At 65.1% G+C, this 22,222-nt stretch carries 20 protein-coding genes; 18 read left to right on the forward strand and 2 right to left on the reverse strand.

All coding sequences use genetic code 11. The annotated features are described in order from the left end of the window. Positions 1-12 precede the first annotated feature (12 nt). Positions 13-942, reverse strand: a complete 930-nt coding sequence (locus tag C563_RS0107035) for an aldo/keto reductase (RefSeq protein WP_018761334.1) — start codon at positions 940-942, stop codon at positions 13-15. A gap of 51 nt (positions 943-993) precedes the next feature. On the opposite strand from C563_RS0107035, the gene C563_RS0107040 reads away from it, so the two are divergent. Both C563_RS0107040 and mshC read left to right on the forward strand, forming a co-directional pair. Further along, positions 994-1,827, forward strand: a complete 834-nt coding sequence (locus tag C563_RS0107040; protein WP_018761335.1) for an undecaprenyl-diphosphate phosphatase — start codon at positions 994-996, stop codon at positions 1,825-1,827. Between the two features lie 15 nt (positions 1,828-1,842). Next, the gene (gene mshC, locus C563_RS0107045; RefSeq protein WP_018761336.1) at positions 1,843-3,120 is read left to right on the forward strand and encodes a cysteine--1-D-myo-inosityl 2-amino-2-deoxy-alpha-D-glucopyranoside ligase; all 1,278 of its coding nucleotides are present in this window, start codon (positions 1,843-1,845) and stop codon (positions 3,118-3,120) included. Positions 3,121-3,198: 78 nt separating this feature from the next. Here the strand turns inward: mshC and C563_RS0107050 are convergent, their stop codons facing one another. Further along, positions 3,199-4,104: a PAC2 family protein gene (locus C563_RS0107050; protein ID WP_018761337.1), complete on the reverse strand. Its 906-nt coding sequence runs from the start codon at positions 4,102-4,104 to the stop codon at positions 3,199-3,201. 199 nt (positions 4,105-4,303) lie between these two features. Between C563_RS0107050 and C563_RS0107055 the strand changes: the two genes are divergently transcribed. From C563_RS0107055 to C563_RS0107130, 16 genes are all read left to right on the forward strand, one after another. Continuing rightward, complete coding sequence (locus C563_RS0107055; RefSeq protein ID WP_018761338.1) at positions 4,304-4,987, forward strand: HAD family hydrolase; 684 nt, start codon at positions 4,304-4,306, stop codon at positions 4,985-4,987. Further along, a complete protein-coding gene (locus tag C563_RS0107060) occupies positions 4,980-6,170 on the forward strand; it encodes a site-2 protease family protein (RefSeq protein WP_018761339.1) in 1,191 nt (396 codons plus the stop codon). Before C563_RS0107055 ends, C563_RS0107060 begins: the two co-directional genes overlap by 8 nt. A 101-nt stretch (positions 6,171-6,271) precedes the next feature. After that, positions 6,272-7,336 (forward strand): tRNA (adenine-N1)-methyltransferase, encoded by a 1,065-nt coding sequence (locus C563_RS0107065; RefSeq protein ID WP_018761340.1) that lies wholly within the window; start codon positions 6,272-6,274, stop codon positions 7,334-7,336. Positions 7,337-7,418: 82 nt separating this feature from the next. Continuing rightward, a complete protein-coding gene (arc, locus tag C563_RS0107070; protein WP_018761341.1) occupies positions 7,419-9,170 on the forward strand; it encodes a proteasome ATPase in 1,752 nt (583 codons plus the stop codon). 50 nt (positions 9,171-9,220) lie between these two features. Next, positions 9,221-10,840, forward strand: a complete 1,620-nt coding sequence (gene dop, locus C563_RS0107075) for a depupylase/deamidase Dop (protein WP_196803318.1) — start codon at positions 9,221-9,223, stop codon at positions 10,838-10,840. A gap of 84 nt (positions 10,841-10,924) precedes the next feature. Further along, positions 10,925-11,128 (forward strand): ubiquitin-like protein Pup, encoded by a 204-nt coding sequence (locus C563_RS0107080; protein ID WP_018761343.1) that lies wholly within the window; start codon positions 10,925-10,927, stop codon positions 11,126-11,128. Between the two features lie 80 nt (positions 11,129-11,208). After that, a complete protein-coding gene (gene prcB / locus C563_RS0107085; protein WP_018761344.1) occupies positions 11,209-12,030 on the forward strand; it encodes a proteasome subunit beta in 822 nt (273 codons plus the stop codon). A 1-nt stretch (position 12,031) separates the two neighbouring features. Then, a complete protein-coding gene (prcA, locus tag C563_RS0107090; RefSeq protein ID WP_018761345.1) occupies positions 12,032-12,742 on the forward strand; it encodes a proteasome subunit alpha in 711 nt (236 codons plus the stop codon). Positions 12,743-12,751: 9 nt separating this feature from the next. Then, positions 12,752-14,116 carry a Pup--protein ligase gene (gene pafA, locus C563_RS0107095; protein ID WP_018761346.1) on the forward strand — a complete coding sequence of 455 codons (1,365 nt, stop codon included), beginning with the start codon at positions 12,752-12,754 and terminating at the stop codon, positions 14,114-14,116. Positions 14,117-14,229: 113 nt separating this feature from the next. Continuing rightward, the gene (locus C563_RS0107100; protein ID WP_018761347.1) at positions 14,230-15,198 is read left to right on the forward strand and encodes an FKBP-type peptidyl-prolyl cis-trans isomerase; all 969 of its coding nucleotides are present in this window, start codon (positions 14,230-14,232) and stop codon (positions 15,196-15,198) included. A 66-nt stretch (positions 15,199-15,264) separates the two neighbouring features. After that, positions 15,265-15,660, forward strand: a complete 396-nt coding sequence (locus tag C563_RS0107105) for an FKBP-type peptidyl-prolyl cis-trans isomerase (protein ID WP_018761348.1) — start codon at positions 15,265-15,267, stop codon at positions 15,658-15,660. Positions 15,661-15,763: 103 nt separating this feature from the next. Further along, positions 15,764-17,749 carry a helix-turn-helix transcriptional regulator gene (locus tag C563_RS0107110; protein WP_018761349.1) on the forward strand — a complete coding sequence of 662 codons (1,986 nt, stop codon included), beginning with the start codon at positions 15,764-15,766 and terminating at the stop codon, positions 17,747-17,749. Positions 17,750-17,758: 9 nt separating this feature from the next. Beyond that, the gene (locus C563_RS0107115) at positions 17,759-18,106 is read left to right on the forward strand and encodes a hypothetical protein (protein WP_018761350.1); all 348 of its coding nucleotides are present in this window, start codon (positions 17,759-17,761) and stop codon (positions 18,104-18,106) included. 32 nt (positions 18,107-18,138) lie between these two features. Beyond that, positions 18,139-18,411 (forward strand): Sec-independent protein translocase subunit TatA, encoded by a 273-nt coding sequence (tatA, locus tag C563_RS0107120; RefSeq protein WP_018761351.1) that lies wholly within the window; start codon positions 18,139-18,141, stop codon positions 18,409-18,411. Between the two features lie 48 nt (positions 18,412-18,459). Next, positions 18,460-19,254, forward strand: a complete 795-nt coding sequence (gene tatC / locus C563_RS0107125) for a twin-arginine translocase subunit TatC (protein ID WP_018761352.1) — start codon at positions 18,460-18,462, stop codon at positions 19,252-19,254. 20 nt (positions 19,255-19,274) lie between these two features. Continuing rightward, positions 19,275-22,199: a DEAD/DEAH box helicase gene (locus C563_RS0107130; protein ID WP_018761353.1), complete on the forward strand. Its 2,925-nt coding sequence runs from the start codon at positions 19,275-19,277 to the stop codon at positions 22,197-22,199. Positions 22,200-22,222: the final 23 nt, after the last annotated feature.

A 22,222-nucleotide genomic window follows, 5' to 3' on the forward strand; every position in this document is an offset into this window, starting at 1 on the left:
GGTGGTGGGGCGCTAGGCGGACACGTCTTCCAGCGCCCTGGCAATTTGGGGCGGCAGCGGGGAGAGCTGGGCGTCGAGGATCTCTTTCAACTGCACGTTCGTGCGGGCCCCGGCAACAACTGTGGCGACGCCGTGCTGGGACAGCAGCCAGGACAATGAGACATCATGCGGTGAACGTCCCAGCCCGTTGGCTGCCATGCACACGGCGTCCACGATGCGGGACGGCTTCTCTTCCAGGTAGGGCTCCACGTAATCGGCCTCGCCCGCGGAGGCGCCGCGCGAACCGGCCGGAATGCTGCCCCGGTATTTGCCCGTGAGGACACCCCGGCCCAGGGGACCCCAAGCCATCAGGCCCAGCCCGGCGTCTTCGAGGGCCGGCATGAGTTCCGATTCCGCCGACCTGTTAAGGAACGAATACTCGGCCTGGGCGGCCACGAGCGGAACGCTGCTGATCGCCGCAGCCTTAGCCGCCTGCCAGCCTTTGAAATTGGAGATTCCGGCGTACCGGGCCCGCCCCGACCGGACAGCGAACTCCAGTGCTGCCAGCGTCTCCTCGAGGGGAACGTTTCCGTCCCACTCTTCGGCGAACCAGAGGTCCACGTAATCCGTGCCCAGCCTGGCCAGGCTGGCGTCCAGCCCGGTGAGCATCGCATTCCGTGAGGTATCCACGGCGCGCCGGCCATCCGGCGTCGTCATTCCCGCTTTGGTGGAGATGGAAATTTCCGTGCGGGATACCACGTCGCCCAGCAGCGCGCCCAGGATCGCTTCGGAGCCCCCGCCAGCGTAGGACGCGGACGTGTCCACATGCCGGCCGCCCGCACCAAGGAACGTCCGCAGCATCTCGGAGGCGTCCTGCTCGTCGGTCTCCCGGCCCCAGGAACGGGTGCCCAGGGAGAGGGCTGAAACTCGCAATCCACTGTTGCCGACGTAACGCTGCTGCATAGCAGCAAGCTTACGGGCAGAAGCGCCACCGCCATGCCGTAGGGTCTTAGCGTGAACTGGTTTGAAGCGGCCCTGCTGGGCCTAGTGCAGGGACTGACCGAATTTCTACCGATTTCATCGAGCGCACACCTGCGGATTGTGGGGGAATTCCTTCCCAACGCGCAGGATCCGGGTGCAGCTTTTACGGCCATCACCCAGCTGGGCACAGAAACAGCCGTGCTGATCTACTTCTGGCGTGACATTGTCCGCATCGTCAAAGCCTGGGCAGGCTCACTGGCCGGCAAAGTGCCGCGGCAGGATCCCGATGCCCGCATGGGCTGGCTGGTGATTCTGGGCAGCCTGCCGATCATCGTGCTGGGGCTGCTCTTCCAGGACCAGATCGAATCGGTCCTGCGCAGCATGTGGATCGTTGCCACCATGCTGATTGTCTTTGGCCTCATCCTCGCCGTGGCGGACGCCATCGGCGCCCAGAAGCGGGACCTGGCCCACCTGACCTACAAGCACGGCATCTTTTACGGCCTGGCCCAAGCCATGGCCCTGATCCCGGGCGTGTCACGCTCCGGCGGCACCATTACCGCCGGACTCCTGATGGGCTATACCCGTGAGGCCGCCGCCCGGTATTCCTTCCTGCTCGCCATCCCCGCCGTTTTCGGCAGCGGGCTCTACCAGCTCTACAAAGTGGTCACCAAGGAAGGCATTACGGGGCCGTTCGGTCTGCCGGAGACCGCCCTGGCCACCGTGATCGCACTGGTGGTGGGGTACGTGATCATCGGCTGGTTCCTGAAGTTTGTCTCCACCCGCAGCTACAGGCTGTTTGTCTGGTACCGGATCTTCCTTGGCCTCGCCCTCTACCTCCTCCTCGGTTTCAACGTCATCAGCGCCTAGGACTAGGCTTTACCTGTGAAATCCTGGACTTCCCGCCCCGTTCCCGCCCTGCCCGGAAACATGCCCGCCATCCGGCTGTTCGACACTGCGGCAGGCCGCGAAGTGGCCCTCGAACCGGAGGCCAGGCCCTCCATGTACGTCTGCGGCATCACCCCCTACGACGCAACCCACATGGGTCACGCCGCCAGCTACGTCGCCTTCGACCTGCTGAACCGTTCGTGGCGCGACGCCGGCAGCGAGGTGTCCTATGTCCAGAACGTCACCGACGTGGACGACCCCCTGCTCGAGCGCGCCACCGCCACCGGGGTTGACTGGCGCGATTTGGCCGCACAACAGGTGGAGCTCTTCCAGACCGACATGGAAGCCCTCAACGTCCTGGCGCCGGACCACTACGTTGGCGCTGTTGAGTCCATCGGGCTGATCGTGCCCGAAGTGGAACGGCTGGTGAGCATGGGCCTGGCCTACACAGTGGGCGGCAGCAACGGCGAACCCGACGGAGACGTCTATTACGACGTCGAAGCAGCCGGCAAGCAGTCAACCGCACCTGACGCGTGGGCACTGGGCGCCATTTCCCACCTGGGTGAAAGCGCCATGCTGGAGCTTTTCGCCGAACGTGGCGGCGACCCGGGGCGCGCCGGAAAGCGGCAGGCCCTGGATCCGTTGCTGTGGCGGGTGGCGCGGGACGGCGAACCAAGCTGGCCCGGTGGAAGCCTGGGCCCAGGGCGGCCCGGCTGGCACATCGAATGCACCGTCATCGCGCAGAAGTACCTCCCGTCACCATTCACCGTGCAGGGCGGCGGCTCCGACCTGATCTTCCCGCACCACGAAATGGGCGCCGGCCACGCCTACTCACTGGCTGGAGTCCCCCTGGCGAAGCACTATGCACACGCCGGCATGGTGGGGTTGGACGGCGAGAAGATGAGCAAGTCCAAAGGCAACCTGGTGCTGGTTTCGAAGCTCCGTGCCGCCGGCGAGGACCCGGCTGCCATCCGGCTGGCGATCCTGTCCCACCATTACCGTTCCGACTGGTCGTGGACGGATGAAGGGTTCTCCGCGGCCAAGGCAGACCTCGCGGCATGGCGGACTGCCCTGCAGCATGCCCCCGCAGGTTCGGGGACGGCGCTCCTGGCCGAGATGCGCGAAGCGCTGGCAGCGGACCTCAACGCGCCCGCAGCGGTTGCCGCCGTATCCCGGTGGGCACGCAAAGCCAATGATGCCGGCGCTGCTGCCAGCGCCGCCGACGCCGCCCTGGTCAAGGACGCGGTGGACGCCCTCCTGGGCATCCAGCTGTAACGAACTCCGCTTCGGGCGGCACAAAAAGGGCCTGGCCCGGATTCCTCCGGGCCAGGCCCTTTCCGCGTCCGGCGGGTTTCAGCCCCTGTCCTGGCCCCGCCGCTTCAAATACCGCTCGAATTCCCGGGCAATGGACTCGCCGCTCGCTTCGGGCAGATCGGCGGTGTCCTTGGCTTCCTCCAACTGGCGCACGTAGGCGGCGATCTCCGGGTCCTCCGTGGCCAACTCATCCACCCCGCGCTCCCACGCCTCGGCCTCCTCGGCCAGCTCATGGGTATCCAGGGGCACCTGGAGGAGTTCCTCGATCCGGTGCAGGAGGGCGAGCTGGGCCTTGGGCGAGGGTGCCTGGGCCACGTAGTGCGGTACGGCAGCCCACAAGGACACGGTGGGAATGCCTGCCAGCAGGGACACCTCGGACAGCACGCCGACAATGCCCACTGGCCCTTCGTATTGGGACGCTTCCAAGTCCATCCGCTCCCGGAGCGGGGCGTCGTCGGAGGACGTGCTCACCGGAATCGGGCGGCTGTGCGGGACATCCGCCAGGAGCGCTCCGACGAGGACCACGTAATCCACGTGCAGCGCTTCCGCATGAACCAGGAGCTCAGCGGTGTAGGCGCGCCATTTATAGGATGGCTCGGTGCCCTGCACAAAGATGACATCCACATTGGAATTTGGCGCGCTGGCTTTGTAGATCCGGGTGGAAGGCCACTTGATCTTACGTTCGCCTGCCGCATTCCTGCGGACGGTGGGGCGCGTGAACTGAAAGTCGTAGTACTCGTCAGCATCGATGGAGGCGACTTTCTTGCCGCCCCACAATTTGTTCAGGTAGCGCAACGAATCGCTGGCCGCTTCTCCGGCGTCGTTCCACCCTTCAAAGGCGGCAAGCATCACCGTTACGCGCTGTCCGTCTGCCACCGGCTGGAGGAACCGTTCCCGCTCGGGTCCGGCACCCTCTTCCGCCGTGGCTCCCTCGAAGCTATTCATTTCTTCACCCTACGTCCAAGGTGCTTGGTCGTGCATGGATTGAAGCGCCGCAAATCCCCGTAAACCCGTCCTTGTGGCACCCATGCCGCGTCATATTCGCCAAGGGCGTAGCCCACAGCCTCCGCCCAGCCACGCCCCGTAGACTGGCTATATGTCAATACCTGCCGCCAGTTCACCGCTCAAGGCCGTCCTCTGGGATATGGACGGGACCATCGTGGATACCGAGCCGTACTGGATCGCCGCCGAGCGGGCACTGGTTGAGGCGCACGGAGGAACCTGGAGCCACCAGCAGGCCATGCAGCTGGTTGGACAGTCACTGACTTTTTCTGCCGGACTGTTGCAGCAGGCGGGTGTGGAGCTGGAAATCCGGGACATCATCGACGCCCTGACGGCCCAGGTCATCAGCAACGTCCAGCAGCAGGTGCCGTGGCGGCCCGGTGCCCGTGAGCTGTTGGAAGAACTCCACCAAGCCGGGGTCCGGTGCGCCTTGGTCACCATGTCCGAAGGTCCACTGGCCCGGGAGGTGGTGGCCAACCTTCCCAGGCCCTACTTCGACGTGCTGGTCACCGGTGACACCGTTACCCAGGGCAAGCCGCATCCGGAGGCCTACCTGACGGCAGTGGAGTTGTTGCAGGAAGCCGACCCCGAGCTCGGTATCCACCATTGCGTCGCGCTGGAAGATTCCGTGCCGGGCGTGGCTGCAGCGGTTGCCTCCGGGGTCGCAACGGTGGCAGTGCCGCACATCGTTCCCCTGCCCGACCATGAGAGCTACGAGCTCTGGGACTCCCTGGCCGGCCGGTCACTGGGAGAGCTCGAAGCCCTGCTGGTGGGTGCGGGTTCCCAAGGCCTCGCGGCACCCGCGTCGGGTGATCCCCATGGCTGAGCACAGCACGAAGCCTGGCACCGGCCAGGAGGCCCCCGGGCGCCGCGAAGGGATCCCGCTGGGACGGATCGCCGGCGTCCCCGTGGTCCTGGCCTACTCATGGTTCGTCATTGCGGCCTTCACGGTGATCGTGTACGGGCCGGTACTGGCACGGAACAACCCCGTGCTGGGCGCCAGTGCATACTTCGTCGCTTTCGCCTACGCCGTCCTGCTGTTGATCTCTGTGCTCGTGCATGAACTGGCCCACGCCCTCACCGCGAAAATCTACGGCTGGCCCACCCAGAAAATCGTCCTGAACCTCTGGGGCGGCCACACCCAGTTCGAGAGCTTCACAGCTTCCCCGGGGCGCTCGGTAGTGGTGGCCCTTGCCGGACCGGCGGCCAACTTCGTCCTGGCCGGGGGCGCGTGGCTGGTGCTGGGCACCAACAGCCTGGGGAGCGTCGCCGAAATCCTGACGAACATCTTCATGTGGGCCAACTTCCTCATCGGCGTCTTCAACATCCTTCCTGGCCTTCCGCTGGACGGGGGCCGGATGGTCGAGTCCATCGTCTGGAAAGCCACCGGCAGCCAGGCCAAGGGCACCGTTGCCGCCGGCTGGGGCGGGCGGATCATCGTCCTCGCCATCGCCTACTGGTTCCTGGTACGCCCCTTCCTTGCCGGTGACAGCCCGGACTTCAGTTTCCTGATGATCACCATCCTTGTTGGCGGCTTCCTGTGGATGGGCGCGTCGGCGTCCATCCAACAAGGGACACTGCGCGGCAGGCTCCCACTGGTCAGTGCCGCGGCATTGTCCATGCCCGCTGTCGGCCTGCCTGCGACCGCAACCGCCGGAGACGCCCTGCGCCTCTCGGAGGGAGGGGCAAGGGCAGTGGTGGTCTGCGGACCGGACGGACGGCCGCAAGCCGTGGTGGACCCGGAGGCACTCCAGTCAGTCCCCGCTGCCGCGGCGGATTCGACGCCGGTTGATGCCGTTTCCTTCCCGCTCGCGGGCGGCGCGTACGTTCCCGAGTGGTCCAAGGGACAGGAGCTGGTCCAGTTCCTGTCCCAGGTTGCGGGCCGCCACTATGCGGTGGTGGACCACAATGGACAGGTCACCGGACTGTTGACGCAGGAAGCCGTCCTCGCAACCATCACCGGCAAGAGTCCGCGGAACAATAGCTCCCCTCAGGGCCAGAACCGGTAGAGTTACCTGCCGGTCATGCATTGCCGCCGCCAACGCCAACTGGCGCCCCGAGGGACCAGGGGAGCGCGGCACCACCAGGTTTACAGGAGCGAGGAAAAATCATGAGCAGCGAAACTGCCGTCAACGACGCCAAGGGTGCAGCACCATCCAGTGTTGCCGCCAGCGGCTCGCAGCCGGTGGGAGCCGCCCGTCGCCGCGGCCCTTTCCGCGAGGGCGAACGCGTCCAGCTGACCGACGAACGCGGCCGGATGAACACCATCACCCTGGAGCGTGGCGGCGCTTTCCACACCCACCGCGGCTTCCTTAATCACGACGAGATCATCGGCAAGGTGGATGGCTCCGTCGTGGTGAACAATGTGGGCCAGCAGTACCAGACACTGCGCCCGCTGCTTTCCGACTTCGTCCTCTCCATGCCGCGCGGCGCCGCCGTCGTCTACCCCAAGGACGCGGGCCAAATCGTCACCATGGCGGACATCTTCCCCGGCGCCCGCGTGGTGGAAGCCGGCGTCGGCTCGGGTGCCCTGTCCATCTCGCTCCTGCGTGCGGTCGGCGACAACGGCTACCTCCACTCCTTCGAACGCCGCGAGGAATTCGCCGACATCGCCCGCGGCAACGTGGAAACCATCTTCGGCGGCCCGCACCCTGCGTGGCAGATTTCGCTCGGCGACTTCCAGGAGGAAGTGGTCAAGGCCGAGGCCCCCGGCTCCGTCGACAGGGTGGTCCTGGACATGCTGGCACCTTGGGAATGCCTCGACGCCGTGGCCACGGTCCTCGCCCCCGGCGGCGTGTGGATCAACTACGTCGCCACCGTCACGCAGCTCTCCCGGACGGCTGAGGCCATCCGCGCCGACGGGCGCTTCACGGAACCCGATGCCTGGGAGTCAATGGTCCGCGGCTGGCACCTTGAAGGTTTGGCGGTACGCCCCGACCACCGCATGGTGGCCCACACCGGGTTCCTCCTGGTCACCCGCCGGCTCGCCGACGGGGTCACCGGAATCTCCGTGAAGCGCCGTCCTTCGAAGACCGAATTCAACGAAGAAGACGTCAATGCCTGGACCCCCGGTGCCGTAGGGGAGCGGGCGGTGTCGGACAAGAAACTCCGCCGGGCCGCCCGCGACGCCATTGCCGGCACGAACGTCGTGGACACACCCGAGGTTACGAACTAGTCCATATTTCGGGAGTCTCCATCCCTACCCGCCTTCTTGGGACTAATGTCTTAAGAGAAGCGCAGGAAGGGGCTGATACATCATGGAGACTCCAAACCAGGACTCCGGACGTACACCGGCAGAGCAGTCTGCCGCCAACGACCTCTCGGTTGCTGACCGCCAGGTCAACATACTTCGGGACAAGCTCAGGCACATCGACCGCCAGCTCGCAGCGGCAACCCAGAACAACACCAAGCTGGTCACCATGCTTGAGACCGCGAAAGCGGAAATCCTTCGGCTTAAGAACGCCCTGGACCAGGAAGGACAGCCGCCGTACAGCTTCGGCACCATCCTGCAGATCAATCCCAAACGGCAACCCGCCCCGGGCAGCAGCGGACAGGCCGCCACCGAGGAATCAGTGGACATTTTTAATGCCGGCCGGAAGATGCGGGTGGGCATCAGCCCCCTGGTCAACATCAACCAGCTGGCGGTCGGGCAGGAAGTACTGCTTAACGAGGCGCTCCTGATCGTCGCCGGGCTCGGCTATGAGCGGGCCGGCGAGCTCGCCACGTTGAAGGAGATGCTGGGACGCGACCGCGCCCTGGTGGTGGGCCGTGCGGACGAAGAACGCGTCGTCCGCCTGTCCGGCGCCCTCCTGGCCGAAAAGCTCAGGGTCGGCGATGCCCTTTCCATCGATTCACGCACCGGATATGCGCTGGAAAAGGTTCCGCGTTCCGAGGTGGAGAACCTGGTCCTTGAGGAAGTCCCGGACATCACCTACGAGGACATTGGCGGCCTCGGGCCCCAGATCGAACAGATCCGAGACGCAGTCGAACTGCCGTTCCTGCATCCGGACCTCTACCGGGAGCACGGGCTGAAGGCCCCCAAGGGCATCCTCCTCTACGGTCCCCCCGGCTGTGGCAAAACGCTGATCGCCAAGGCGGTGGCCAATTCCCTGGCCGCCCGGGCGGCAGAGCGGTCCGGGAACGTGGATCTCAAGAGCTACTTCCTCAACATCAAGGGGCCCGAACTCCTTGACAAATATGTGGGCGAAACGGAACGGCACATCCGGCTGATCTTTTCCCGCGCCCGTGAAAAGGCTTCCGACGGCAGCCCCGTAGTGGTCTTCTTCGACGAGATGGACTCGCTGTTCCGTACCCGCGGCACCGGGATTTCGTCCGACGTCGAGACCACCATCGTGCCTCAGCTCCTCAGCGAGATCGACGGCGTGGAACGCCTCGACAACGTGATCGTGATCGGTGCGTCCAACCGTGAGGACATGATCGACCCCGCGATCCTCCGGCCGGGCCGGCTGGACGTGAAGGTCAAGATCCAGCGCCCGGACGCGGAAGCCGCCGCAGACATCTTCAACAAATACATCACACCCGACCTGCCGTTCCACGAATCGGACCTGGCCGAACACAACGGTGACGTCCAGGCGACGGTAGACGCCATGGTCCAGCGCACCGTCGAAGCCATGTACTCCACGGACAAGTCCAACGAGTTCCTGGAGGTCACCTACGCCAACGGTGATACCGAAATGCTCTACTTCAAGGACTTCAACTCGGGCGCCGTGGTCCAAAACGTGGTGGACCGGGCCAAGAAGTACGCCATCAAGGATTTGCTGACCTCGCACCAGAAGGGACTGCGGATCGAACACCTCCTGCGCGCCGTGGTGGATGAATTCCGCGAACACGAGGACATGCCCAACACCACCAACCCTGACGACTGGGCGCGCATCTCCGGGAAGAAGGGCGAACGGATCACCTACATCCGAACCATCGTCCAAGGCAAAGCCGGGCAGGAGCCCGGGAAGTCGATCGAAACCATGCCCACCACGGGACAGTATCTGTGACGGGTGCATCAGGACCCGCCGTCGGGGACGCCCTCCCTGCCGGCGGGGCCATGCGGGTGATGGGAGCGGAAACCGAATACGGCATCCATGCTCCCTCGGCACCCTCGGCCAACGCCACCATGATGAGTGCCCGCGTTGTCCAGGCCTATGCCCAGGTCACCCGGCAGCGGGCCGCCGGGGGAGCGGAAACCCGGTGGGACTACACGGATGAAGAACCCCTGCACGATGCCCGGGGCTGGACGGTAGACCGCGGATCGGCGCATCCCAGCCAGCTGACCGACCAGCCACCGGTGCTTGACGCCGAGTCCGTAGCGTTGGCCTACGGCCGTGAGGAACTTGAGCTCGACGGCCAGGACGAGTCCGGGTCCCTGTTAATGAACATGGTCCTTGGCAACGGGGCACGGCTGTACGTTGACCATGCCCACCCGGAGTACTCAAGCCCCGAGGTCACCAACCCGCGCGATGCCGTGGCCTGGGACGCAGCGGGCGACATGGTCGTCCTGGCCGCTGTCCGGCGCCTGGCAGCCGACCCTGCCCTTCCTCCGGTCAATCTCTACAAGAACAACACCGACAACAAGTCCGTTTCCTATGGGTCGCATGAAAACTACCTCATGCCCCGATCCGTACCATTTGGCGACATTGTCCGTGGACTGACACCCTTCTTCGTCAGCCGTCAGGTGGTGTGTGGAGCCGGACGCTTGGGACTCGGCCAGGACAGTTCCGTCCCCGGTTTCCAGGTCAGCCAGCGGGCCGACTTTTTTGAGGCGGAAGTCGGGCTGGAAACCACCATCCGCAGGCCCATCATCAACACCCGGGACGAGCCGCACGCCACCGCGGACAAGTATCGGCGCCTGCACGTGATCATTGGGGATGCCAACCTCAGCCAGGTGTCCAGCTACCTCAAATTCGGTACCACCGCCCTGGTCCTCAGCCTGATCGAAGCCGGGCTGGCACCAAAAATCGAGGTCTACGAGCCTGTTACCGCACTGAAGACGGTCAGCCACGACACGTCGCTGACCGCCAAGCTGCGCCTCCTGGACGGCCGTCGGGTGACGGCGCTGGACCTTCAGTGGATGTACCACGAGGCCGCCGCAAAACTTGCGCAGGACACCGGCGTGGGTGACGCCGTGGATGGCGACGGCCACACCCACGACGTCCTGGAACGGTGGGCTACCGTCCTGACGCAGCTGGACAACGACCGCACCGCGGCTGCGGGGTCGGTGGAGTGGCTGGCGAAACTCTCCCTGCTGGACGGCTACCGGCAACGCGATGGACTGGAATGGAGTGATGCCCGGCTCGGCTTGGTGGATCTGCAGTGGTCCGACATCAGGCCTGAAAAAGGCCTGTACTACCGCATGCTCGCCAGGGGCCGGATGCAGCGTGTGGTGGACGACTCCGCCATCGCCGCCGCAGTGGCGGAGCCTCCGGAGGACACGCGGGCGTTCTTCCGCGGCAAGTGCATCAGCAGCTTCGGCAAGGACGTCGTGGGCGCCAGCTGGGATTCGGTGATCTTCGACGTGCCGGGTTACGGACGGCTCCAACGCGTGCCCACCCGGGAGCCCTTGAGGGGAACCAAAGAGCTGACCGGAGCGTTGTTTGAGCGCTACCGGGAAGCCGGACCGTTCCTGGGAGAACTGCTGGGACACAACAGCACTCCGCCTGCGGCGTAAACCGCGCCGGAGTGCCCGTCCCGTGGCAGGATGGGGATATCGGAGGATCCGCCGGATCCGCCGGAAGAACGAGGAGGGAAACCGATGGCAGGCCAGGAGCAACAGCAGCCGCAGTCACGTGACAGCCAGGTCGAAGACGACATTCCCGAGGCACCCCCGGCACCGCCCGAGGCGCAGGCATCGGCGTCGACCGAAGGCGTGGACGACCTCCTGGATGAAATCGACGGCGTGCTGGAATCGAACGCCGAAGAATTCGTCCGGGCCTTCGTCCAAAAGGGCGGCCAGTAACCCGGACCCGATGGGTGGCGGAAGCCGCGGCCGGCCGGAATCTGTACCGACGTTGAGGTACCACGTTCAAGGAGTGATGAATGCAGGAATCAACCGCCAACCAGGTAGCCGCCAACGCCACCTCGTCCTTTACCGAGCATCTGCAGCGGGACCGGCCGGAGCTATTACCCTTTAGCCGGTCCTTCTCCGGCAGCGCGTCAGCGGCTGCCCCCGTGCAGGTTCCCCACGCCACCACGATCGTAGCGATGAGCTACACCGACGGTGTCCTGATGGCGGGCGACCGGCGGGCCACCATGGGCAATGTCATTGCCAGCCGGCACATTGAGAAGGTTTTCCCCGCCGACCGCTTCTCGGTCCTTGGCATCGCCGGAACCGCAGGAATTGCTATCGACCTGACCCGGCTCTTCCAGGTTGAACTTGAGCACTACGAAAAGATCGAGGGCACCCAGCTCAGCCTTGAGGGAAAGGCAAACCGGCTGGGCGCCATGATCAGGGGCAATCTGCCCATGGCATTGCAGGGCCTGGCAGTGGTACCGCTCTTCGCCGGCTTCGACACTGGCGCCAACGTGGGCAGGTTGTTCTCCTATGACGTCACCGGGGGCAGGTACGAGGAACACGAGCACCACACGGTGGGCTCGGGTTCAGTCTTCGCCCGCGGGGCCTTGAAGAAGCTTTGGCGGCCCAACCTCACCGCCGCCGAGGCGCTGTCCGTGGCCGTGGAATCACTCTACGACGCGGCGGATGATGACTCCGCCACCGGCGGTCCGGATACCGTCCGGCAGTTGTGGCCGGTGGTCTATACCGTGGACAGGACGGGCGCCCGGCGGGTTCCGGACGCCGAACTATCGGCCGCGTCGCGGAACATCATCGAATCCCGCACCATCGCCGGACGGGAGGCCTGAGATGACGCAGCAGTTCTATGTCTCGCCTGAACAGCTGATGAAGGACCGCGCGGACTTCGCGCGGAAGGGCATCGCCCGCGGCCGCTCGGTGGTAGTGATCAGCTGCGCGGACGGCATCGCGCTGGTCGCCGAGAACCCTTCCCCGTCACTGCACAAGATCGGCGAGATTTACGACAAGATCGCTTTCGCAGCCGTAGGGAAATACAACGAATTTGAAAGCCTCCGCCAGGCAGGTGTCCGCTACGCCGACGTTCGCGGCTACTCCTATGACCGCGAGGACGTCACCGCCCGCGGGCTGGCCAGCGTGTACGCGCAAAGCCTCGGAGCAGTCTTCACCGCCGAGCAAAAGCCCTTCGAGGTGGAGCTTGCCGTCGCCGAGGTGGGCCCCACCCAGGCCGACGACCACCTGTACCGCCTGACCTTCGACGGCTCGATCGCAGACGAACACAGCTTCGTCGTCATGGGTGGGCAGGCCGAGAAAGTCTCCTCCGCCATCGACGCCGGCTGGCAGGCCTCCCTGGGGTTCGCCGACGCCGTCCGCCTGGCCCTGAAAGGGCTGACCCCCGCCGCGGACACGGACCAACCGCCCACCCCGCTGCCCGCAAGCGCCCTCGAAGTGGCGGTCCTGGACAGGCGTTCCGAAAGCTCCCGCGGGACACGGCGCGCCTTCCGCAGGCTGAACGACGCGGACATTACGGCATTGCTGGCCTAGGAGGACCACATGGACAAGAGAATCTTCGGTATCGAAACCGAATTCGGGATCTCGTATTCAAGCCCCGATTCGAGGCCTCTTGCTCCCGAAGAGGTGGCGCGGTACCTCTTCAGGAAGGTGGTCAGCTGGGGACGCTCATCCAATGTTTTCCTCACCAACGGTTCCCGGCTCTACCTCGATGTTGGATCCCACCCCGAGTACGCCACCGCCGAGTGCGATGACCTTGCCCAGCTGATCGCCCACGACCGCGCGGGCGAGCTGATCCTCGACGACCTCGTGGACGAAGCCCAAGCCAGGCTCGCGGCGGAGGGCTTCAATGGCACCGTTTATTTGTTCAAGAACAACACGGACTCCGCCGGGAACTCCTACGGCAGCCACGAGAACTACCTCATCCCGCGGCGCGGGGAATTCTCCCGCCTCGCGGAGATCCTGATCCCTTTCCTGGTGACCCGCCAGCTCATCGCAGGGGCCGGAAAAATCCTCAAGACGCCGCACGGAGCCACCTACGCGTTCTCCCAGCGTGCCGACCACATTTGGGAGGGCGTATCCTCCGCAACCACCCGGTCACGCCCCATCATCAACACCCGGGACGAGCCACACGCGGATGCCGAGTTCTACCGTCGGCTCCACGTCATTGTCGGGGACTCGAACATGTCAGAGGCCACAGCGCTCATGAAGGTGGGCACCGTGGACCTGGTCCTGCGGATGATCGAAGCAGGCGTGATCATGCGCGACATGCGGATGGAAAACCCCATCCGGAGCATCCGCGAAATTTCCCATGACCTCAGCGGCAGGGCACTCGTGCGGCTCGCCAACGGCCGCCAGCTTACCGCCCTGGAGATCCAGCAGGAGTACCTCACCAAGGTCACCGCTTTCGTCCAGGAACATGGCGCGCACAACCCGCACGTTCCAGTAATCCTGGACCTGTGGGAACGGACCCTCCACGCGATCGAGACCGGTGATACCAGGAGCATCGACACCGAAATCGACTGGGCCATCAAGAAGAAGCTGATGGACAACTACCGCGAACGCCATGGCCTGGGCCTGGAGGCGCCACGCATCGCCCAGTTGGACCTGACGTACCACGACATCTCCCGCAGCCGGGGCATCTACTATTTGCTGCAGTCCCGCGGTGCCGTGCGCCGGATCGTTGACGATACCGTCATCAAGGGAGCCGTGGACGCGCCGCCGCAAACCACGCGTGCCAAGCTGCGGGGCGACTTTGTCCGCCGCGCGCAGGAGTTGGGCCGCGACTACACGGTGGACTGGGTGCACCTGAAGCTCAACGACCGTGCCCACCAGACCATTCTCTGCAAGGATCCGTTCCGCAGCGTGGATGAGCGCGTGGATGCCCTGCTCGACTCTATGGGCTGACGTCCAGCTTCAGGGTCTATTCTGGATAAGGTCCTTTTAACGGGACCTGCCACGGCATTGTCCGCTGCCATGCGGAATGCCGTATCCATCTTGCCCCGACGAAAGTTTCCTACGTGCGCCGACTACTAGCAATCCTCCTTCCCGGCCTGCTGCTGCTGACCGCCTGTGGAGGCACAGCTTCACAGCCTGAGCCCACCAGCCAGTCCGCCGGGGAGACTGCAAAGTTCGACTCCCTCAAACTCACGGACAACGGGGACAAGAAGGCCCCGGGCGTGGACTTCGACAAGCCCCTGTCCGTCACTGAACCGACCATCAAGGTCGTTTCCCAAGGCAGCGGCGACGCCGTCAAGGCAAACCAGGTAGCCAAGATTTCGATCCTGGCCCTGAACGGCACCGACGGATCCCAGCTGGAGGACACGTTCCCCAGCGAGCCCGAGAGCCTCGAGCTGACCGACGACCTCAAGACCAGCAGCCCGGTCATCTACAACGCCTTCGTTGGCGCGAAGGTCGGATCCAGCCTGGCCTTGGCCGTCCCCGGCCAGCAAAGTGCCCCGTCAGCCAGCCCCAGCCCGTCCGACGGCGCCAGCCCCAGCCCGAGCGCTGCAGCTGATCCCACCCAGTTGCTGATCATCAAAGTCATTTCCGCTGCCGACTCCACGCCCGTCCTGGACAAGCCCCAAGGCGAGACCGTGACGCCGCCTCCCGGCCTGCCCACCGTGACGGAAAAAGACGGCAAGCCGGAAATCAACGTTGCGGGTGCCCCCGCGCCCACATCCCTCGTATCGCAGGACCTGATCAAGGGCACGGGCGCCACCGTCAAGGAATCCGACACCCTGACCGTGAACTACGTTGGCGTCAACCTCGCCGACGGCACAAAGTTTGATTCCAGCTTCGACCGCGGCCAACCGGCAACCTTCCCGTTGACCGGTGTCATCAAAGGCTGGACCCAGGGCCTGGCCGGCAAGACGGTAGGCTCCCGTGTCCTGCTGGTCATCCCCAAGGACCTGGCTTATGGCGACGCCGGCCAGGGCCAGGCGAAGGGTGACCTTGTCTTCGTAGTGGACATCCTCGGGGTCAAGTAGCAACACTTACAAGGAGGCCGCATCCTTTCGCGGCACCCACCAGTACACTCACGCAGAGGAGCAAACATGTCGTTTGGACAGCGGGAATTCGACCGCCAGAAGCCCGAAATCGATTTTCCGGAAGGCGACGTCCCCACGGAACTGGTCATCACCGACATCATTGAGGGCGACGGCCGGGAAGCCCAGGCGGGCGACACCGTCTCCACCCACTATGTTGGCGTGGCCTGGTCCACGGGCGAAGAGTTCGACGCCTCATGGGGCCGCGGCGCACCGTTGGACTTCCGTGTCGGCGTCGGCCAGGTCATCCAGGGCTGGGACCAAGGCCTGCTGGGCATGAAGGTCGGCGGCCGCCGCCGCCTCGAGATCCCCTCAGAACTGGCATACGGCTCCCGAGGAGCCGGTGGAGCGATCAAGCCCAACGAGGCGCTGATCTTCGTTGTGGACCTCGTCGGGGTCCGCTGACTTTCAGCACACCGCACCAACCACAGGCGCGGCAGCACGGGGATGTTTCCCGGTGCTGCCGCGCTTTCGGTTTAAGGCGGAGGAGTTTAGTAACGTAGCCAAGGTGTCCGTATCCCGCACTGAACGACTCCTCAACCTGTTGATCGCGCTCCTGAATACCCGCTATGGGCTGCGGCGCAGTGAACTGCGGGAGAAGGTCTACCACGACGCCTCCGGCAACGACGTCGCATTTGGACGGATGTTCGAGCGCGACAAAAACGACCTGCGGGCGATGGGCTTCGACGTCGAGACGCTCACGGACACCGGCTGGAGCGAAGACGACCCCGCCACCACGCGCTACCGGATCGGCAAGGAATCCAACAGGCTCCCCGACGTCCAGCTGGCACCAGAAGAATGGACCGTCCTGCTGCTCGCCTCGCAGCTCTGGGAGCGGGCGGCCCTGGGCGCGGCGGCCCAGAGCGCACTTCGCAAAATCCAGGCCTCCGGACAGCTGGCGGACGTTGAACTGCCCGCCGGTGTCCAACCCCGGATCAAGCCCGCCGGACAAGCCTTTGATGACATCGTCACCGCCATGCATGCCCGGCATCCGGTCAGCTTCACCTACCTGGCCGGCAGCACCGGCAAGGAGGAAGAACGGGTGGTGGAACCCTGGGGCCTTGGCAGCCGCTTTGGCCAGTGGTACCTGATGGGGAAGGACCGCATCCGCAACGCGCCCCGGCATTTCCGTCTTTCCCGGTTCACCAGCGCCGTCACGGTACTAAGCAAAGACCAGTACGCCCCGCCCGCGGACTTCAGTATCCGCGCCGCATTGGACCGGCTGCCTGAACTGCCGCTGCGCGCCACCGTCGTGGACGTCAGGAAGGGGCGCCTCCTCGCCTTGCGGAGCCGTGCCGGAGCCGCCGCAACGCAGGTGCCGGGCGGACCGCCCGCCGACGGCTTTGACCGGCTTGTCCTGGAATACCGGGATCCGGAAGTGCTTGCCGAGGAACTCGCCTCCTACGGGCCGGACGCGCTGGTGGTGGACCCGGAAGACCTCGCCGCTGCCGTGCGCCGCCGGCTTAGGGCCGCCGCCGCCTTCAGCGCCGCACCCATCCCCGCCTACACGTTCGTCGACGTCCACGCCCGGGCCGCCCGCAAGCGGACCTCCGAGGACCAGCTCAAGCGCATGCTCCAACTGGTCCCTTTCCTGGTCCACAACCAGGGCCTGCACATCCAGGATGTCGCAAAGCATTTCGGGATCACCCGCGAGGAACTGGAGGCTGATCTCCAGATCCTCATCTGCTCCGGGCTGCCCGAGGGTTACCCGGATGACCTGCTTGATATCCAATGGGAAGACGGCCACGTCTTCATTTCCCAGGATCTGGACTTGAAGCGTCCCGTCCGATTCACCGTGGAGGAAGCCTGCGCACTGCTGACGGGCCTCGAAACGCTCAACGGCCTGCCCGACCTGCCCGGCGGCGGTGCACTGGAATCGGTCACCCTCAAGTTGCTCGCCGCAGCCGGTGAGGAAGGCCTCCAGGCGGCCTCCATTGCCGGACCCCAGGTGGCACCAGCAGACGCCGACACCCATGCCACCATCCGGCAGGCCATTGAAACCCGCTCCCAGCTGCGGCTGACCTACCTCTCGCCCCAGCGGGACGCGGTCACGATCCGGGATGTCGACCCCCTACGGCTCTATTCGCTGGACAACACCTGGTATTTCGAAGCCTGGTGCCACAGCGTGTCAGGACTTCGGAACTTCCGCCTGGACCGGGTGCAGGAGGTGCACCCCAACGGCGCACCTGCAGGCCGCCACGCCACGCCCGGCGGCGGCGTGCCCGCCAAACTCTTCACCCCCAACGACGACGACACCACAGTGATCATCCAGCTCACCCGGCAGGGGAGGGGCCTGGCGGACGACTATTACGCGGAGCGCACCGCGGAATTGCCCGACGGCGGCCTGGTGGCCGAGATCAGGTTTGGCAGCACTGCGTGGCTGCCCATGTTCGTGGCCCAGCACGGGGGCACGGCCAGGATCCTGGCGCCGGCGGAACTTGCCGCGGCGGCAAGCGAGTGGCTCGCGGCGTCGCTGGCAACCTACGACGGATAGACTTCCAGCATGCCTTGGTGGTCCTGGATCCTGATTTGGATAGCGCTTGTTGCGGTGTCCCTGCTGTTCTATGTCCTGTTGGGCATCCGCCTTTACCGCCAGTTCATGGCTACGGTAAGGGACCTCAGCGAGGCTGCCGCCAGGCTGGGAAGCCTGGGTCCGGCCGGATTGCCGGAGGAGCCCGCCGCTCCATTAGGTGTCGCGCCGGGTTCGGCCGTTTTTGCCTCGCCAGCTGTCATGAGACATGATTACGAGGCATCCAAATCGGCCAGGCAGGAAGAACGCCGCCGCCGTCGAGTGCAGCGCAAAAAGGACCGGGGCCAGCCGCAGGCGTTCGGAGATCTCGACTTCACATAGAAGTAGGATGTATTTAGAGGAAAGGATTTCCCGTGGGAAGACTCTTTGATGGCCCCTGGCCAATCGTCATTATCATCGTCGTAGCTTTGCTTCTTTTCGCCGCCCCCAAGCTTCCGGCCATGGCCCGCAGCCTGGGCCAGTCAATGCGGATTATCAAATCCGAGGTCAAGGAAATGAAGAACGACGGAAAAGCCGAGCCCGCCGAGCCCTCCGGGCCGGTGGAAGGCACCATCGTGAACCATCCCAAGGCGAAGCCCGGTGAGCCGACAGACGGCACTGACGTTCCGCCGTCGACCCGCGCCTGACCTCCCGTGGCACTGTCGCGGGCCCGTAAAGCCAACCCAGAGGGACGGATGTCCCTCTGGGAGCACCTCAAGGAGCTGAAGAACCGGCTGATCAAGTCGGCCATCGGCGTCGTTATCGGCGGCATTGGGGGCTGGATACTTTACGATCCGCTGTTGAAGGCGCTGGCCGAGCCGGTCAACAGGATCTCCGATGAAACCGGCGGCCTGGCCGCCATCAACTTCGGGACCATCGCCTCACCCTTTGACTTCAAGCTCCAGATGTCGCTCCTCATTGGGGCAGTGATCTCCAGCCCGATCTGGATCTACCAGCTGTGGGCGTTTATCACCCCCGGCCTGACGTCCAAGGAACGCCGCTACACCCTGGGCTACATGGCCGCCGCCATCCCGCTGTTCCTTGCCGGCATTTGGGTGGGGTGGCTGGTGGTTCCCCAGGTGGTGCATGCGCTGACGCAATTCACCCCCGCGGGCTCCTCAAGTGTGATCGATGCACGCACCTACATCGAATTCGTCACGCGCATGGTGCTGATGCTGGGCCTGGCGTTCCTGGTTCCGGTGGTCCTGGTCGGCGTCAATATGGCAGGCCTTGTGTCCGGCCGCACCATCCTCAAAGCGTGGCGCATCACGGTGTTCCTCGTTTTCGTCCTGGCAGCTATCGCCGCCCCGGGCGCGGATGCCATCTCGATGTTCATGCTCGCCGGGCCCCTGCTGGCGCTGTTCTTTGCCGCCATTGGGATCTGCATCATGAATGACAAGCGGCGTGACCGCCGCCAGGCCAAGCAGGTTGCCGAAACCGAGGCCACCGCAGACGTAGCCACCCCGAGCAGTGAACTCAAGAAGCTCTAGCCTGCCGCTAGGCTTGGGATATGTCTTCCAACACCGGGCCGTTCTCCACCGGGCCCACCGATTCAGAAGAACTGTCTCCCGCTGAAAGGTACCGCGCCAGCGCCGAACGCAGGGCTGAAGCCGCCACGTACCTGGGACAGTTTTCCGGAACCCTCGAGTTCGAGCTTGACGACTTCCAGCGGCAGGCCTGCCGTTCGCTGCAGGAAGGCAGGGGAGTCCTGGTGGCGGCCCCCACCGGCGCGGGCAAAACCATCGTTGGCGAGTTTGCCATCTACCTGGCCCTGCAACGGGGCCTGAAGGCGTTCTACACCACGCCCATCAAGGCGCTCAGCAACCAGAAATTCAGCGAGCTCGCCGCGAAGTACGGCGCGGACAACGTGGGGCTCCTTACCGGCGACACCAGCATCAACGGCGACGCGCAGGTGGTGGTGATGACCACCGAGGTCCTCCGGAACATGCTGTATGCCGACTCTGCCACGCTTGGCGACCTTGGCTACGTGGTCATGGACGAAGTGCACTACCTGGCCGACCGGTTCCGCGGGGCGGTCTGGGAAGAAGTCATCATCCATCTGCCCAGCGAGGTCCAGGTAGCTTCGTTGAGCGCCACCGTCTCCAATGCCGAAGAATTCGGGGCGTGGCTGGACACCGTGCGCGGCGACACAGACATCATTGTCTTTGAGCACCGGCCGGTACCGTTGTGGCAGCACGTCATGGTGGGCCGCCGGATCATGGACCTGTTCGCCGGCGAAACCACCTTCGACGAGATCGCCCCGCCCGGTGGGGACGGGATTGATGAGGCGCCTGCGCAGGCCAAACCCCGCGAAGACGGCAAAGGCCGTGGCTTTGACGTCAACCCTGAACTGCTTGATGTGGCACGCCGCGAAATCCAGCAAAGCTTCCGGAGCCGGCAGGGACCGGGAAAGCGCGGCCAGCGCGGCCGGCGCGGCGATGACCGCCCGGTCCGTGGCAGCGAACCCGCAGGGGTGCGCAGGGCCAGCCGCCCCCAGGTGATCGCCAGCCTCGACCGGATGGACCTCCTGCCGGCCATCACCTTCATCTTTTCCCGTGCCGGGTGTGAGGGGGCAGTCGCCCAATGCGTCGCATCCGGCCTGTGGCTCACCACGGAGACTGAACAGCGGATCATCGCGCAGCGGGTAGACGAAGCCGGGCAGGACATCCCACCGGACGACCTTGATGTCCTGGGCTTTTGGACCTGGCGCGACGGACTGCTCAGGGGTTTCGCTGCCCATCACGCCGGAATGCTGCCCACTTTCAAAGAGGTGGTGGAGAAACTCTTTGCCGACGGACTGGTCAAAGCCGTCTTCGCCACGGAGACCCTTGCCCTCGGCGTGAACATGCCCGCGCGTTCGGTGGTGCTGGAGAAGCTGGACAAGTTCAACGGTGAGGCCCACGTGGACATCACCGCGGGCGAATACACCCAGCTCACCGGCCGCGCCGGCCGGCGCGGCATCGACGTCGAAGGCCACGCCGTGGTGCTGTGGCAGCCCGGGACGGACCCGACGGCGGTCGCCGGCCTCGCCTCACGGCGCACCTACCCGCTGAACTCGAGTTTCCGGCCCACCTACAACATGAGCATCAACCTGCTTGCACAGTTTGGCCGGTCCCGGGCCCGCGAAATCCTCGAATCGTCCTTTGCCCAGTTCCAGGCCGACCGCTCCGTGGTGGGTCTCGCCAGGCAGGTCCGAAGCAGGGAAGAATCCCTTGCCGGTTACGCCAAATCCATGACCTGCCACCTGGGCGACTTCACCGAGTACGCCCGGCTGCGGAGGGAATTGTCGGACGCCGAGAACGCCACGTCCCGGACCAAGTCCCGTGTGCAGAAGTCGCTGAGCGACGACTCGCTGGCCCGGTTGCTGCCCGGAGACGTGGTCAACGTTCCGGGTGGACGCGCGCCAGGACCCGCCGTCGTCCTCAGTTCCGACCACGGCAGCCGCGAACCGCGACCGGCCGTCCTCACGCTGGACAACCAGCTCCGGCGGATCGGCACGGACGACCTTGAGGGTCCCATCGCGCCCGTAACCAGGATCCGGATCCCCAAGTCCTTCAACGCCAAGGTGCCCAAGTCACGCCGGGACCTCGCCTCCTCGGCGCGGAATGCGCTGCGGGAGAACCGCCCACCCGCGCCCGGCCAGAACCGGAACCACGACTTCGGCCGCGGAGCGGCGCTGCCCAACCAGGAAAAGCGCATTGCCGATCTCCGGCGTGCCCTCCGGGCGCACCCCTGCCACGGGTGCAGCGAACGGGAAGACCACGCGCGGTGGTCCGAGCGCTGGTGGAAGCTGCGGCGGGAAACGGATGGCCTGGTCCGGCAGATCCAGGGCCGGACCAACACCATCGCCAAAACCTTCGACCGGGTCTGCGACGTGTTGTCCGCTTACGGCTACCTGGAAGACACGGGAGACGGCCGGCTTGTCATCAGTCCCGACGGGCAGCGGCTGCGCCGGATCTACGGCGAGAAGGACCTGCTCATCTCCCAGTCCCTGCGGCTGGGTGCCTTCGACGACCTTGATGCCACAGAGGTGGCAGCGCTGGCCAGCGTCCTGGTGTACCAGGCCAAGCGGGAGGACCGGGGACTGCGGCCACGGATGCCCAGCGTCTCGCTGGAGACCTCCGTGGACATTGTGGTCAGGGAGTGGTCCGCCCTGGAGGACGTGGAGGAGGAGAACAAGCTTCCGCTGACCGGCGAACCCGAACTTGGACTCGTCTGGCCGCTGTACAAGTGGGCCCGGGGACGGCATCTGCAGGATGTCCTGAGCGGGACGGACCTCGCCGCCGGCGACTTCGTCCGTTGGGTCAAGCAGGTTGTGGACCTGCTTGACCAACTGGCCAAAATTCCCGGCCTTGATCCACGCCTGTCCCGGCTGTGCGTTGAAGCCATCACCCTGATCCGCCGCGGCGTCGTCGCTTACTCGTCTGTTCTCTGATCTTTCTACCCCGCCGGCCGGCG

Source organism: Arthrobacter sp. 135MFCol5.1 (assembly GCF_000374865.1).
In the GTDB taxonomy this organism is placed as follows: domain Bacteria; phylum Actinomycetota; class Actinomycetes; order Actinomycetales; family Micrococcaceae; genus Arthrobacter.